Annotated in this window: 12 protein-coding genes and 1 pseudogene; 4 read left to right on the top strand and 9 right to left on the bottom strand. The window is 65.6% G+C overall.

Going from position 1 to position 14,203, the window contains the following annotated elements; all coding sequences use genetic code 11:
• Nucleotides 1-16 precede the first annotated feature (16 nt).
• Nucleotides 17-1,009: an RNA polymerase sigma factor RpoS gene (gene rpoS / locus PJ259_RS22455; protein WP_059314068.1), complete on the top strand. Its 993-nt coding sequence runs from the start codon at nucleotides 17-19 to the stop codon at nucleotides 1,007-1,009.
• A 407-nt stretch (nucleotides 1,010-1,416) separates the two neighbouring features.
• Here rpoS and fdxA read toward each other — a convergent pair whose 3' ends face one another.
• The 9 genes and pseudogenes from fdxA to PJ259_RS22500 form a co-directional block, all read right to left on the bottom strand.
• Entirely contained in the window at nucleotides 1,417-1,740 is a 324-nt protein-coding gene (gene fdxA / locus PJ259_RS22460; protein ID WP_059314069.1) for a ferredoxin FdxA, read from the bottom strand.
• Nucleotides 1,741-1,808: 68 nt separating this feature from the next.
• Nucleotides 1,809-4,385: a DNA mismatch repair protein MutS gene (gene mutS, locus PJ259_RS22465; protein WP_271654223.1), complete on the bottom strand. Its 2,577-nt coding sequence runs from the start codon at nucleotides 4,383-4,385 to the stop codon at nucleotides 1,809-1,811.
• A gap of 92 nt (nucleotides 4,386-4,477) precedes the next feature.
• Nucleotides 4,478-6,427 (bottom strand): ATP-binding protein, encoded by a 1,950-nt coding sequence (locus tag PJ259_RS22470; protein ID WP_271654224.1) that lies wholly within the window; start codon nucleotides 6,425-6,427, stop codon nucleotides 4,478-4,480.
• Between the two features lie 78 nt (nucleotides 6,428-6,505).
• A complete protein-coding gene (locus tag PJ259_RS22475) occupies nucleotides 6,506-6,712 on the bottom strand; it encodes a hypothetical protein (RefSeq protein WP_271654225.1) in 207 nt (68 codons plus the stop codon).
• A 53-nt stretch (nucleotides 6,713-6,765) separates the two neighbouring features.
• A complete protein-coding gene (locus PJ259_RS22480) occupies nucleotides 6,766-7,749 on the bottom strand; it encodes a 2-hydroxyacid dehydrogenase (RefSeq protein WP_271654226.1) in 984 nt (327 codons plus the stop codon).
• Nucleotides 7,748-9,048: pseudogene (locus tag PJ259_RS22485) on the bottom strand (MFS transporter); the annotation flags it as partial. The gene PJ259_RS22480 and the pseudogene PJ259_RS22485, both read right to left, overlap by 2 nt.
• Before the next feature lie 37 nt (nucleotides 9,049-9,085).
• On the bottom strand, nucleotides 9,086-10,015 hold the full coding sequence (locus PJ259_RS22490) for a sugar kinase (protein ID WP_271654228.1): 930 nt from the start codon (nucleotides 10,013-10,015) through the stop codon (nucleotides 9,086-9,088).
• Nucleotides 10,008-10,790 (bottom strand): sugar phosphate isomerase/epimerase family protein, encoded by a 783-nt coding sequence (locus tag PJ259_RS22495; RefSeq protein ID WP_271654229.1) that lies wholly within the window; start codon nucleotides 10,788-10,790, stop codon nucleotides 10,008-10,010. Before PJ259_RS22495 ends, PJ259_RS22490 begins: the two co-directional genes overlap by 8 nt.
• Before the next feature lie 56 nt (nucleotides 10,791-10,846).
• The gene (locus PJ259_RS22500; RefSeq protein ID WP_271654230.1) at nucleotides 10,847-11,884 is read right to left on the bottom strand and encodes a LacI family DNA-binding transcriptional regulator; all 1,038 of its coding nucleotides are present in this window, start codon (nucleotides 11,882-11,884) and stop codon (nucleotides 10,847-10,849) included.
• A gap of 164 nt (nucleotides 11,885-12,048) precedes the next feature.
• Here PJ259_RS22500 and PJ259_RS22505 point away from each other — a divergent pair, with 164 nt between their 5' ends.
• The 3 genes from PJ259_RS22505 (at nucleotide 12,049) to recX (ending at nucleotide 14,196) form a co-directional block, all read left to right on the top strand.
• Nucleotides 12,049-12,549: a CinA family protein gene (locus PJ259_RS22505; RefSeq protein ID WP_271654231.1), complete on the top strand. Its 501-nt coding sequence runs from the start codon at nucleotides 12,049-12,051 to the stop codon at nucleotides 12,547-12,549.
• 86 nt (nucleotides 12,550-12,635) lie between these two features.
• Nucleotides 12,636-13,679 (top strand): recombinase RecA, encoded by a 1,044-nt coding sequence (gene recA / locus PJ259_RS22510; RefSeq protein WP_173150511.1) that lies wholly within the window; start codon nucleotides 12,636-12,638, stop codon nucleotides 13,677-13,679.
• Between the two features lie 64 nt (nucleotides 13,680-13,743).
• Complete coding sequence (recX, locus tag PJ259_RS22515) at nucleotides 13,744-14,196, top strand: recombination regulator RecX (RefSeq protein WP_271654232.1); 453 nt, start codon at nucleotides 13,744-13,746, stop codon at nucleotides 14,194-14,196.
• Nucleotides 14,197-14,203: the final 7 nt, after the last annotated feature.

Below are 14,203 nucleotides of genomic sequence, written 5' to 3' on the forward strand. Positions count from 1 at the left end.
GCAAGGGTTACTCAAGATGATCCAGAACAAACAAGAAACCGAGTACGATCTCGGGGATGATGTCCTGCTTCTCGATTCCAATCCCTTCGATGAGGAATCCGCCGATTCCGCCATGACCAAGGCGCTCTCCGGGCGCGGCAATCAGGTCTTGCGTGGGGCGAAGCTGGCCGACTATGGCCGAGCACTCGACGCCACGCAGCTCTATCTCAACGAAATCGGCTTCTCGCCACTGCTCTCGCCGGCGGAAGAGGTGCATTTTGCTCGGCTTGCGCAACGCGGTGATCCCGCCGGCCGCAAGCGCATGATCGAAAGCAACCTGCGCCTGGTGGTGAAGATCGCGCGGCGCTATATCAACCGTGGGCTGTCACTGCTCGATCTGATCGAGGAGGGCAACCTGGGCTTAATTCGCGCCGTGGAGAAATTCGACCCCGAGCGGGGCTTCCGCTTCTCCACCTATGCCACCTGGTGGATCCGGCAGACCATCGAACGGGCGATCATGAATCAAACCCGTACCATTCGCCTGCCGATCCATGTGGTCAAGGAGCTCAACCTGCACCTGCGTGCAGCACGGGAACTGACCCAGAAGCTCGACCACGAGCCTTCGCCCGAGGAAATCGCCGCGCTGCTGGAAAAACCGGTGGCGGACGTCAAGCGGGTAATGGGCCTGAACGAGCGGATCAGCTCGGTGGACATGGTGCTGGGGCCGGATTCCGACAAGACTCTGCTCGATACCCTGACCGATGATCGTCCCACCGACCCTTGCGAATTGCTGCAGGACTCGGATCTCAACCAGAGCATCGACCAGTGGCTGCTGGAGCTGCCGGAAAAGCAGCGTGAAGTGGTGGTGCGCCGCTTTGGCCTGCGTGGTCACGAGGCCTGCACCCTTGAGGAGGTGGGGCAGGAAATCGGCCTCACTCGCGAGCGGGTACGGCAGATTCAAGTCGAGGCCCTCAAGCGGCTGCGGGAAATCTTCGAGCGCAACGGCCTGTCGAGTGATTCGTTGTTCTGATTATCCCTAGCTGAATGTCAGCCAAACGGAGCCCGGATTATTCCGGGCTTTTTTCTGTGCGCTGCTGTAAGTCGTGGCTTACAGCGCACGTAAGCAGGAGTCGCTTGGGTCTGCCGGAAAGCATCGCTTAGCTCACACGAACGATCTTCAAGTGCTTACTGCATAACGATTTTTCGTTACCAGCGCGGCAGCGAAGCGGTGTGGAAGGTCAAATTGTGGCAGATTGCCAGCGTTCGGGAGAGGAGTACTATCGGCGCTGTGTCTGGGACGACACGGATCGGCAGGAAGCGGATCAGGAACACCTCAGGACGAGGTTCACCAGGACGGTGACAGGAATTCAGGGACAGGGACGAAGGGGGCGGAGCGATCCGCCCCCTTTTTTATTGCCGGGGCTTTTTCCGCAGGACCTAGCGTTCCAGCTGGGCGAGCTTGCCGGTCTTGCCGTCCCACTCCGCGGCGTCGGGCAGGGCTTCCTTCTTCTCCGTGATGTTCGGCCAGATGTTGGCCAGCTCACTGTTGAGTTCGATGAAGGCTTCCTGGCCGGCCGGAACCTCGTCTTCCGAGAAGATCGCCTGGGCCGGGCACTCAGGTTCGCACAGGGCGCAGTCGATGCACTCGTCCGGGTGGATCACCAGGAAGTTGGGGCCTTCGTAGAAGCAGTCCACCGGGCAGACTTCCACGCAGTCGGTATATTTGCATTTGATGCAGTTGTCAGTGACGACGAAGGTCATCTGCTCGTTCTCCTCAGGCTAAGGCGGCGGATTCTAGCAGCATTGCCGGAACCCTCGTATCCGTTAACTCAGATACGCTTTTTCCATTCGTAGATAAGCTCCAGGGCCCGTCTGGGTGTGATGTCGTCCGGCTGCAGGCGTTCCAGTTCCTCGATGAGAGGATGGACGGCGCTGGCGAACAGATCGGCCTGCAGCGGGCGGCCCTTGGCCGGCGCGCTCACCGGCAGCGGCGTACCCACCTCTCCATTGAAACTGGCCGCTTCCAGGCGAGCGAGGTGTTCGCGCGCCCGCAGGATGACGTCTTCCGGAACGCCCGCCAGTTGCGCCACGGCCAGGCCGTAGCTCTGGCTGGCCGGACCGGGCAGCACATGGTGCAGGAAGACGATGCGGTCGTTGTGCTCGGTGGCGTTGAGGTGGACGTTGGCCACGCTCGGCTGGCCTTCCGGCAGCACGGTCAGCTCGAAGTAATGGGTGGCGAACAGCGTCCAGGCGCGCAGGCGCGCCAGTTGCTCGGCGGCGGCCCAGGCCAGGGACAGGCCGTCGAAGGTACTGGTGCCGCGGCCGACTTCGTCCATCAGCACCAGGCTGTGCTCGCTGGCGTTGTGCAGGATGTTGGCGGTTTCGCTCATCTCCACCATAAAGGTGGAGCGGCCACCGGCCAGGTCGTCGCTGGAGCCGATACGGGTGAAGATGCGGTCGACCAGGGACAGCTCGCAGCTGGCCGCCGGGACGAAGCTACCGACATGGGCCAGCAGCACGATCAGCGCCGTCTGACGCATGTAGGTGGATTTACCGCCCATGTTCGGGCCGGTGATCACCAGCATGCGGGTGTCGTTGTCGAGGGTGACGTCGTTGGCAACGAAGGGCGTTTCCAGCACCTGTTCCACCACCGGGTGGCGACCCTGGCCGATCTTCAGGCAGGGCTCCTCGACGAAGCGCGGCTTGTTCAGGTCCAGGTTGAGGGCGCGCTCGGCGAAGTTGGCCAGGACGTCCAGCTCGGCCAGGGCCGCGGCGCTGTCCTGCAGGGGCGCCAGGTGGCCGATGAGCTCGTCCAGCAGCGTCTCGTAAAGGGCCTTTTCCCGCGCCAGGGCGCGACTCTGGGCCGACAGGGCCTTGTCTTCGAAGGCCTTGAGCTCGGGAGTGATGAAGCGCTCGGCGCCCTTGAGGGTCTGGCGACGGATGTAGTCGGCCGGCGCCGATTCGGCTTGCCGGCTGGGAATCTCGATGAAGTAGCCGTGGACGCGGTTGTAGCCGACCTTGAGACCTTGCAGGCCGGTGCGGGCCTTTTCGCGGGCCTCCAGGTCCATGAGGAACTGGCCGGCGTTCTCGCTCAGGGTCTGCAGTTCGTCCAGCTCACTGTCGTAGCCACGCTTGATGACGCCGCCATCGCGGATCACCGCAGGCGGGTTGTCGATGATGGCGCGGGCCAGGGTGGCGGCCAGTTCCGGATAGGTCTGGATGCTGCGCGCGAGGTCGAGCAGGTGCGGCGCGATCATCTGCGTCAGCCCTTCCTGCAGCGTCGGCAGCGCGGCCAGGGCATCGCGCAGGCGGGCGAGGTCGCGCGGGCGGGCGTTGCGCAGGCCGATGCGGGCGAGGATGCGCTCCAGGTCGCCGATGTCCTTGAGCTGCGGCTGCAGCGTTTCGAAGCGATAGCCTTCCAGCAGGCAGGTGATGGCGTCCTGGCGGGCTTCGATCACCGCGCGATTGCGCAGGGGACGATTCAACCAGCGGGTCAGCAGGCGACTGCCCATGGCGGTCTGGCAACGATCCACCACCGATTGCAGGGTGTTGTCGCGGCCACCGGCCAGGTTGACGTCCAGCTCCAGGTTGCGGCGACTGGCGCCGTCGAGGATGACGGTGTCGTCCAGGCGCTCGTGCCTGAGGCTGCGCAGGTGGGGCAGGGCGGTACGCTGGGTTTCCTTGGCATAGGCCAGCAGGCAGCCAGCGGCGCCGATGGCCAGGCCCAGCTTGTCGCAGCCGAAGCCCTTGAGGTCGCCGGTACCGAATTGCTGGCAGAGGCTCTTGAGCGCCGAGTCGCAATCGAAATCCCAGGGCGCCCGGCGGCGTACGCCACGACGCTTCTCGGCGGGCAGGCCGGCAGGCCAGTCGTCGGGAATCAGCAGTTCCGCGGGGTTGAGGCGATCCAGCTCCGCCAGCAGGGTCTCCCAGCCGGCCAGTTCCTGCACAGTGAAGCGGCCGCTGGCGATGTCGAGCACGGCCAGGCCGAACAGGCGCTCGTCGCCCAGCACGGCAGTCAGCAGGTTGTCGCGGCGCTCGTCGAGCAGGGCCTCGTCGCTGACGGTGCCCGGGGTGATGATGCGCACCACCTGACGCTCCACCGGCCCCTTGCTGGTGGCCGGATCGCCGATCTGCTCGCAGATCACCACGGATTCGCCGAGCTTGACCAGCTTGGCCAGGTAGCCTTCGGCGGAGTGGAAGGGAATGCCGGCCATGGGGATGGACTTGCCGGCCGAGGCGCCGCGCGCGGTCAGGGTGATGTCGAGCAACTTGGCGGCACGCCGGGCGTCGTCATAGAACAGCTCGTAGAAATCGCCCATGCGATAGAACAGCAGCTGCTCGGGATGTTGATGCTTGATCTTGAGGTACTGCTGCATCATGGGCGTGTGCGCGGAGAGATCGCTCATGCGGGTGTTTCGATCCGGTTGCCGTTGAATAGCCGGGTATTGTCCAACAACTCGCGGCGTTTGTCGGCCCCGCTCGGCTCAGAGGCGCGCCGTCACGCCGACGGCGGCTGCTCGCGGGAAGCCAGCAACAGATCGATCTGGATCAGGAGTCTGTCCAGGGTGAAAGGCTTGGCCAGCACCTGGACGCCTGGGGTGCGCAGGGGGTCGCCCGGCAGGTCGGTCTCGGCGTAGCCGGTGATCAGCAGGGTCATCAACCCTGGCCGTCTTTCGCGGGCCAAGGCGGCGAGCTGGCAGCCGTTCAGACCGCCCGGCAGGCCGATGTCGGTGATCAGTAGATCCAGGGGCGTATCGGATTCCAGCACCTGCAAGGCAGTGGCGGCATCCGTCGCCTCCAGCGTGCGGATCTGGTGTTCGCGCAGGGCTTCGTCCACCAGCATTCGCACCATGGGCTCGTCGTCCACCAGCAGGACCGTCATCCCCTCGGGATAGCGCGCCTGCGGCGATGGCGGCGTTTCGACCGGCGGGGCGGGCGCCGCTATCAGGCGCGGCAGGTAGAGGGTGACGGTGGTGCCCACGCCTGGCGCCGAGGCAATGTGGGCAACGCCCCCGGATTGCTTGGCGAAACCGTAGATCATCGACAGGCCAAGACCAGTGCCCATGCCGACCGGCTTGGTGGTGAAGAAGGGATCGAAGGCGCGCGCCAGGACCTCGGGTGGCATCCCCGAGCCGGTGTCGAGCACGGCCAGGGTCACGTAGTCGCCAGGTGGCAGCTCCAGGGCGGCTGCCTGGGTGTCGGTCAGGCGGCGATTGGCGGTGACGATGCGCAGCGTGCCGCTTTCGGGCATGGCATCCCGCGCATTGATGCAGAGATTGAGCAGGGCGTTTTCCAGCTGGTGGGGATCGCAGAGGATGAGGTTGAGCGCCTCGGCGAGTTCGATGTGGATCTCCACCTGGGTGCCGACCGAACGGCGTATGAGTTCTTCCATGCCCAGCACCAGATCGTTGGTCTGGGTGGCGCTAGGGTCCAATGCCTGGCGCCGCGAAAAGGCCAGTAGCCGATGGGTGAGGGCCGCGGCGCGTTCGGCGGAGCCCTTGGCTGCACCGGTATAGCGTTCGAGATCGGCGAAACGACCTTGGTTGATCCGCAGAGTGAGCATGTCGAGGCTGCCGATCACGCCGGTCAGCAGGTTGTTGAAGTCATGGGCGATACCGCCGGTGAGCTGGCCCACGGCTTCCATCTTCTGACTTTGGCGCAGCTGTTCCTCGGCCTGGCGCAAGGCTTCCTGCTGCTCGCGGATGGCGGTGACCTCGCGCACCGTGGAATAGATGAGGCCATCCTGCACTACCGAATTCCATGACAGCCAGCGATAGCCGCCCTCGCGATGCCGATAGCGATTCTCGAAGCCGAAGACCGGCTCACCTTGCTTCAGGCGTGCGAGGGCGGCTTCGGTAGGCGCGTGGTCCTCGGCATGGACGAAGGCCATGAAGGGTTCCTGGTGCAGCTGCTCCTCGCTCCAGCCCAGGGTATTGGTCCAGGCCGGATTGAGATCCAGCAGCTCACCTTCCAGGGTCGCCGTGCAGAGCAGGTCGGGGCTGGCCAGCCAGATGAGGTCGCGTTGGCGAGTGCGCAAGGTGACTTCTTCACCGAGGTTGCCGGCAACGCGATAGAGGGATTCCAAGCTGCGGCGTTGGGCGACGCAGACCACCGCCATCGTGACGTTCACCAGCACGAACAGGGCGTGGGACACCCAGCGCTCGCCAAACAGGGCGAAGTAGGCGGGCGCCTTGACGAACAGCGTCTCGGCCAGCAGGACGGAAAGCAGGGTGGCGAAGAGGCCGGGGCCTAGGCCGAACCAGAAGGCCGCCGTCATGATGAAGGGAATGAAGACCAGATAGGGCAGGCTGTCGATTCCCAGGCTCAGCCGGATGCCTGCTGCGATGGCAATAAGCACGGCTGCGCCCAGGTAGCGCAAGGGAGCGGGCGTGTCCCGCGGGACCAGCTGCAGCAGCCGGCCAAGCAGGGAGTGGGTCGCGATAGGCACTGGATGCTAGGCCTCGGGGCGCTGGTCCGTCACGGTACCTGAAGGGCGAACAGCCGGGCTGTTGGGCAGAAGGCGAAATCAGGTGCCTTCGTGCCGTTCGAATTCCTCCACCGCCCGGACCACGCCGGCGTTGTCCTGCGCCGTACTACGGGCCTGGCGCTCGAAGGCGGTGGCCAGCTCGTTGACCAGTTGCAGCAGGCGTGGAATGTCGCCGCTGCGCTCGGCATCGGCGGCTTGCTCGCGCACGCGGTTGACGAAGGCTTGGGGATCGTCGAAGGCATTCATGGGCGTTCTCCGTGGGGGGTGATGTTCATCTGACCGCAAATGACGGCCAAGACTCACTTGCGGCCCTGCCAGACCTCCGGATTGACCAGGTTGGCCGGGCGCTGACCGGTGAGGGCGGCCAGCAGATTGTCCACCGCGCAGCGGGCCATGGCTTCGCGGGTCTCGTGGGTCGCCGAGCCAAGGTGCGGTGTCGGCACCACATTGGGCAGTTGCAGCAGGGGCGAGTCCGGCGCCACCGGCTCGCGGTCGAAGACATCCAGCCCCGCGCCGCGCAGTCGGCCTTCCTGCAGCGCCGCGATCAGGGCGGCTTCATCGATCACCGGGCCGCGCGAGACATTGATCAGGATGGCGTGCGCCGGCAGTCGAGCGAGCTCGGCGGCGCCCAGCAGGTGATGGGTCTCGTCGCTCAGGGGCACGGTGACGCAGAGGAAGTCGCAACTCGTCAGCAGCTCGGGCAACGGCAGGAAACGCGCAGCGTAGCGCTCGTCCACCTCGGGCTTGGCGGCATGGGCGGTGTAGTTGACCTGCATGCCGAAGCCCAGGTGGGCGCGGCGGGCGATGGCCTGGCCTATGCGGCCCATGCCGACCAGGCCCAGGGTCTTGCCATGGACGTCGCAGCCGAAATGCGCTTCGCCCAGACTGGCCTGCCACTGGCCGGCACGTACCCAGTCCGCCAGCTCGACGATGCGCCGCGCCGTGGCGAGCAGCAGGGCGAAGGCGGCGTCGGCCACGCTTTCGGTCAGGACGTCCGGCGTGTTGCAGAGCAGGATGCCGCGGCGTTGCAGATAGGGCAGGTCATAGCTGTCGAAGCCGACCGAGACGCTGGCGATGGCCTCCAGTCGGGGCGCCAGGTCCAGCAGCTCGGGGGTCAGCTTGAAGCTGGAGCCGAGCAGGCCCTGGGCGTCGGGCAGACGCTCGCGCAGCCGGGCTTCGCCGCCCGGTGCCTTGACGTCGATGTACTCCAGGTCGAAGGCCTCGCTCAGCCGTGCGGTCAGGGCGGGCGAGAGGGCCTTGTAATGGATCACCTTCTTTTTCATGGGCAGGGTATTCCTCTAGTGACTGGTGGCGGGCTTGAGCGCTGCGGTGCGGCTGGCTGGTTCCTGACGCAGCAGCAGGGTAAGGACCACCGCTACCAGCAGGGCGCCGCCCATGAACCCGAAGGAGGCCCCGGGGCCCCCGGTCACACCATTGAGATAGCCCACCAGATAGGAGCCGGCAAAGGAGCCCAAGGCGCCCATGCTGTTGATCAGCGCCATGGCGCCGCCGGCGACGTTGCCCGGCAGGATCTCGGGGACGATGGCGAAGAAGGGGCCGTAGGGGGCGTACATGCAGGCTCCGGCGACCACCAGCAGGGCATAGGACCACCAGAAGTGCTGGGTGCCGAGGGCGAAGGAGCCCAGGAAGGCCAGGGCGGCGATCAGCAGCGGCGGCCAGACGAAGAGCTTGCGATTCTGCATGCGGTCCGAGGCCCAGGACACCCCGAGCATGGCCAGCACGGCAGCCAGATAGGGCAGGGAGGACAGCCAGCCGGCCTGGACGATGTCCAGGTGGGCGCCCTGGCGCAGGATCGATGGCAGCCAGATGACGAAGCCATAGACGCCGATGCTCCAGCAGAAGTACTGCAGCGACAGCAGGATGACCTTGGGCGAGCGGAAGGCTTCGGCGTAGTTCTTGACCGGCTTCATGCCCTGCTGCTCGGCCTTCAGCGCCTCCTCCAGGCGCGCCTTTTCCTCAGCGGCGAGCCACTTGGCATCCTTGGGACGCTCGGCGGCCAGGCGCCACCAGATGAAGGCCCAGATCACCGCCGGCAGGCCTTCGATGATGAACATCCAGCGCCAGTCCAGGGCATGGATCAGATAGCCCGAGACCACCGACATCCAGAGAATGGTCACCGGGTTGCCGAGGATCAGGAAGGTATTGGCCCGTGAGCGCTCACGCTTGGTGAACCAGTGGCAGAGATAGACCAGCATCGCCGGCATCACCGCCGCTTCGACGACGCCGAGCAGGAAGCGGATGGCGATGAGCAGGGTAACGTTGGGCACCATGCCCGTCAGGGTAGCGAGGCCGCCCCAGGCGATCAGGCTCCAGAAGATCAGTCGCTTGACGCTGCGCTTTTCGGCATAGATGGCGCCGGGCACCTGGAAGAAGAAATAGCCGAGAAAGAACAAGGCGCCGAGCAGGGAGGACATCGCCGGGGTGATGCCCAGGTCGTCGGCCATGCCCGAGGCGGCGGCGAAACCGTAGTTGGCCCGGTCGAGGTAGGCCAGGCTGTAGGTGATGAAGACCACTGGCATCAGATACCACCAGCGGCGTGGAGCGAGAGAAGAGGCGTTCATGAGGTCACCTGCTTGATTGTTCTTGTAGGGGTGTAGATCAGGGTAGTTCGTGACGGTGGGGCAGTCCTTCCATGTCGCCGACGACCTGCACGGCGCGCGCGCCGATCCAGTTGCCCCGGGCGACGGCGGCGGCGACGTCGAGGCCGTCGAGCAGGCCGCTGACAAAACCGGTGGCGAAGCCATCGCCGGCGCCGACGGTGTCGACCACCTCGGCCACGGCGACGCCGGGTACCTCACCCTCGGCCTCGGGTGTGCGCCAGTAGCCGCCCTCGGGGCCAAGCTTGATGGCCACGGCCTTGACCCCGCGGTCGAGATAGAAGGCAGCGATGTCCGCCGGGGTGTCGTAGCCGGTCAGCAGGCGGCCCTCGGCCAGTCCGGGCAGCACCCAGTCGGCCAGCGCCGCGAGTTCGTTGAGTTCGCGGCGCATCTGCGCCTCGCTGTCCCACAGCGAAGGCCGCAGATTGGGATCGAAGGAGATGCTGCGTCCGGCACCCCGCATGGCTTCCAGCAGATGGCGGCTGAAGGCGCGGACGCTGGGCGACAGGGCCGGGGGAATGCCGGTGGCGTGCAGATGGCGCGCCCGCAGCAGGCTGGGGTCGAAATCTTCCTCGATGTTGAGGTGACTGGCCGCCGAGCCACGGCGGAAGTACTCGACGACCGGGTCGCTGCCATCGGAAACGCGGGATTTGAGCTGGAAACCGGTGGGATGCTGCGGATCGACCTTCAGGCGGCTGCAGTCCAGGCCCTCGGCTTCGAGGCTGGCGCGCACGAAGCGGCCGAAGGAGTCGTCACCGACCCGCGACAGCCAGGCGACCTTGAAGCCCAGGCGGCTCAGGCCGATCGCCACGTTGTTGTCGGCGCCGGCGATACGTTTGCCGAACTGGCCGACCGTGGCGAGCTCGCCAGGGGTCTCGGCGACGAACATGGTCATGGTTTCGCCAAAGGCGAGGATGTCGAAGTCAGCCATGCTGGCGCTCCTCCCGCTGCTGGCTATCGAAGGTGCGCAGGGCCGCTACCTGGCGGCGGGTCTCGGCCAGCAGATCGGTCCCCATGAGGGGAAACTCGATGGCGCGCCGCAAGCCGGCGGGGAAGTGGACCATCAGGCTCTGCCAGGCCAGCAGATCGGCCGCTTCCGGGGGCACGGCATGCAGGCCGCCAGCACGTCGGCGCACCGCCTTGCAGTGCAGGTAGCGGACGTCCCGGCCGAGCAGCCGTGCGGCCTGGAGGGGATCTTCGTCCTGCCAGCGCCAGTTGCCGACATCGAAGGTCAGCCCGACCGGCAGGCCCTTGGCCCGGGCGGCCTGGATGAAGGCGCGCAGCGGCTCGACCCGTCCTCCCTGAGCGGTCTGGTCGTTTTCCACCAGTAACTGCGGACCGTCGCCCGCCAGCTGTTCGGCCAGGGACTGCAGGTCGGCCGCGGTGCGATAGTGACCGAGGGACACCTTGAGGGTATCGGCGCCCAGCTGACGCGCTTCGGCGAGTGCCGTGGGCAGGTGCGGCGACAGGGCCGCTCCGGCTTCGGGCCAGAGCTCCAGGGGAACGGAGTAGACGCAGCCCAGGCCGGCGGCCTTGATGGCCGCGCCCAGGGCGGTGAAATCGGGGGCATCGGTGAACAGCTCGGCGCGGATTTCCACATGGCTGGCCCCCGCGGCGGCGATCAGGTCGAGCCAGGCGGCCTGACCCTGGGTACGGACCCCGTCGGCGCCAAAGGCCGAGGTGGTGATGGCGATCTCCGGTGGCATTGTTATTCTCCTGAAACCGGTTTCAACAAATGACGGATAAAATGCGAAAGGTGCCCTCAGGCCCTGGCGCGAGTCGACTGGCGGACGCGCAACTCCGCGCCGAAGGTCTGCTGGAATGGCGCGCTGCGGTCACCGTCGATGCGTCGCTGCAGGCGCTCGAAGGCGGCTACGCCCAGGGCATGGGTAGGCTGGGCCAGGGCGCTGATGCCACCACCAACCAGGGGAAACCAATCCAGATCATCCAGAGCCAGCAGGCCAAGGCGTTCGAACAGGGGCTCACCCAGGGCCTGCAGGGCCAGGGTCGTCGCCAGGGTCGCCACGCCATTGGCGGTGAGCAGGGCCTTGGGGCCGGGGCCGGGGCTGGCGAGGAAGGCGGCCAGGGCGGCTTGCAGCGCCAGGGCGTTGTCGGCCTCGCCACAGTGTCCGCCACGACAGTCAGGGTGCTCGGCCAGGGCCGCATCGAAGGCGCCCAGGCGCTGGAGGCGCGAGCTGGTCCCGTCCAAGGGTTCGCTCACCAGCAGCAGGTCGCGATAGCCCTGCTCGCGCAGGTGCGCCACCCCCAGTTCGATGGCCTGGTGGTTGTCGAGGCCGACCAGATCGGCCTCGACGCCCGGCAACTCGCGGTCCAGCAGCACCAGCGGCAGACGGCTGCCCAGGTGCTGCAGGTCGGCGGCATGCTGGCCGAAGGTATTCACGATCAGGCCTTCGATACTGTAGGACTGCAGGGCGGCCAGTTGCTGGCGCTCCTGGCGCGCATCCTGGTCGGTGTTGCAGATCAGCAGCGAATAGCCCTGCTGGCGGCAGGCCGTCTCGACGCCGTGCATCACTGCGGTGGAGTAGGGGTTGAGCAGGTCGGCCACCAGCATGCCGATCAGTCGGCTGCGTCCGCGCTTGAGGCCACGGGCCATCTGGTTGGGCTGGAAATCGAGGGCGACCACGGCCTGCTCGATGCGGGCGGCGAGGGAATCTGACAGCAGGCGACGATCACCGCTGATGTAGCGTGACACGCTGGCCTTGGATACGCCGGCAGCGCTGGCCACTTCGGCGATGGTCGCGCGGGTGGCGCGCGGACCGGGGAGATAGACATCGTTCATGGCGTACCGCTGTTAGGATTTTGTAGGTGCCTGAAACCGGTTTCAGTAAATCTTTTCTCACGCGGGCCGGCAAGCCGGTCTAAGGTGCAGGCCGACCAGTGGTCGCCGTAGGCAGTCGCTTGCCGCGGTCACCTTTTATGTCTTTTTCGCAAAGGAAGGTCTTGATGGATTCCCTCGACAGTCTGGCCCTGCAACTGGGCGAAGCCTTGCAGGCGGCCGGCGCCCAGGTGACCACCGCCGAATCCTGCACCGGTGGTGGCATCGCCGAAGCGATCACCCGGGTCGCTGGTAGCTCCGCCTGGTTCGAGGCCGGCTTCGTCACCTATTCCAACCGGCAGAAGACCCTGCAACTGGACGTGCCCGAGGCGCTCTTTGAGCAGGTCGGCGCGGTCAGTGAGGAGGTGGTGGCGGCCATGGCGCTGGGCGCGCAACAGCGTGCCGGTGCCCGCTTCTCGGTTGCGGTGAGCGGTATCGCCGGGCCGGGCGGCGCGGTGCCGGGCAAGCCGGTCGGTACCGTCTGGCTGGCCTGGCGCGACGGCGAAAAATTGCACACCGAACGGCAGGTATTTGCGGGTGATCGCGCCGCCGTTCGCCAGCAGACCCAGGTCCGCGCGCTAGAGGTTTTATTGGCCTTCTTGACCGAGGAAAAAGGCCCTCAGGTGTAGCAACCGAGAGGCGACTATGGTTTAATACTGTTCACTTATACAGGTATCCACGGCCGTCTGGCCCTTCTTTCTCCGAGAGGAATCTAATGGACGACAACAAAAAGCGCGCCCTGGCCGCGGCCTTGGGACAAATTGAAAAGCAATTCGGCAAGGGCACCGTGATGCGCATGGGCGATCACGATCGTCAGGCCATTCCGGCGATTTCCACCGGCTCCCTGGGGCTGGACATCGCCCTTGGCATCGGTGGTCTGCCCAAGGGCCGGATCGTCGAGATCTACGGTCCCGAATCCTCGGGTAAGACCACGCTGACCCTGTCGGTCATCGCTCAGGCTCAGAAGCAGGGTGCCACCTGCGCCTTCGTCGACGCCGAACACGCGCTGGATCCGGATTACGCCGGCAAGCTGGGTGTCAACGTCGACGACCTGCTGGTGTCCCAGCCGGACACCGGTGAGCAGGCGCTGGAAATCACCGACATGCTGGTGCGCTCCAACGCGGTAGACGTGATTATCGTCGACTCAGTGGCGGCCCTGGTGCCCAAGGCCGAGATCGAAGGCGAGATGGGTGACATGCACGTGGGTCTGCAGGCACGTCTGATGTCCCAGGCGCTGCGCAAGATCACCGGTAACATCAAGAACGCCAACTGCCTGGTCATCTTCATCAACCAGATCCGCATGAAGATCGGCGTGATGTTCGGCAACCCCGAAACCACCACTGGCGGTAATGCCCTGAAGTTCTACTCGTCGGTCCGTCTGGACATCCGCCGGATCGGCGCGGTGAAGGAAGGCGATGAGGTGATCGGTAGCGAAACCCGCGTCAAGGTGGTCAAGAACAAAGTGGCCCCGCCGTTCCGCCAGGCCGAGTTCCAGATCCTCTACGGCAAGGGTATCTACCTGAACGGCGAGATCATCGACCTGGGTGTGCAGTTGGGTCTGATCGAGAAGTCGGGCGCCTGGTACAGCTACCAGGGCAGCAAGATCGGCCAGGGCAAGGGCAACGCCGCCAAGTTCCTGGAAGACAATCCCGAGATCAAGGGCGCCGTAGACAAGGCGATCCGCGAGAAGCTGCTGAGCCAGCCGACCAATCAGAAGGCCGAAGTGGCTGCTGAAGAAGACGCTGATATCGATCTGTGATCAGGCACCACGCTTGAAACGACCCCCGCCCCGTGCGGGGGTTTTTGCATAGGGGAGATTACTCGTGGGCAATCCGCTGGACACCACCGCTGCCATCCGCTTCGCGGCCATGGACCTGCTGGCACGCCGCGAGCATGGCCGCGAAGAGCTATCGCGCAAGCTGCATCGGCGCGGAGCCGAGGAAAGTCTGCTCGGTCCGGTACTGGATCGGCTGGCCGAGGACGGTCTGCTCGATGAGAGCCGCTATCTGGAGAGCTATATCGCCAGCCGTGCTCGCGCCGGCTATGGCCCCATGCGCATTCGCGAAGAGCTAGGGCAACGCGGCTTGAAACGGGATCAGGTGGAAGCCGCGCTGCGTGAGGCGGACGTGGACTGGCAGGCGCAACTGGAAGACGTCTGGCGCAGGAAATTTGGTACGCCCCCCGCCGATGCCAAGGAGCGCGCCAAGCAGGGCCGCTTCCTGGCCTACCGGGGCTATGCCATGGACGGAATCAATCGGGTGTTGAGCCGGCGGTAGTGGGTTG

It is taken from the genome of Pseudomonas sp. JBR1, assembly GCF_028198185.1.
In the GTDB taxonomy this organism is placed as follows: domain Bacteria; phylum Pseudomonadota; class Gammaproteobacteria; order Pseudomonadales; family Pseudomonadaceae; genus Chryseomonas; species Chryseomonas oryzihabitans_E.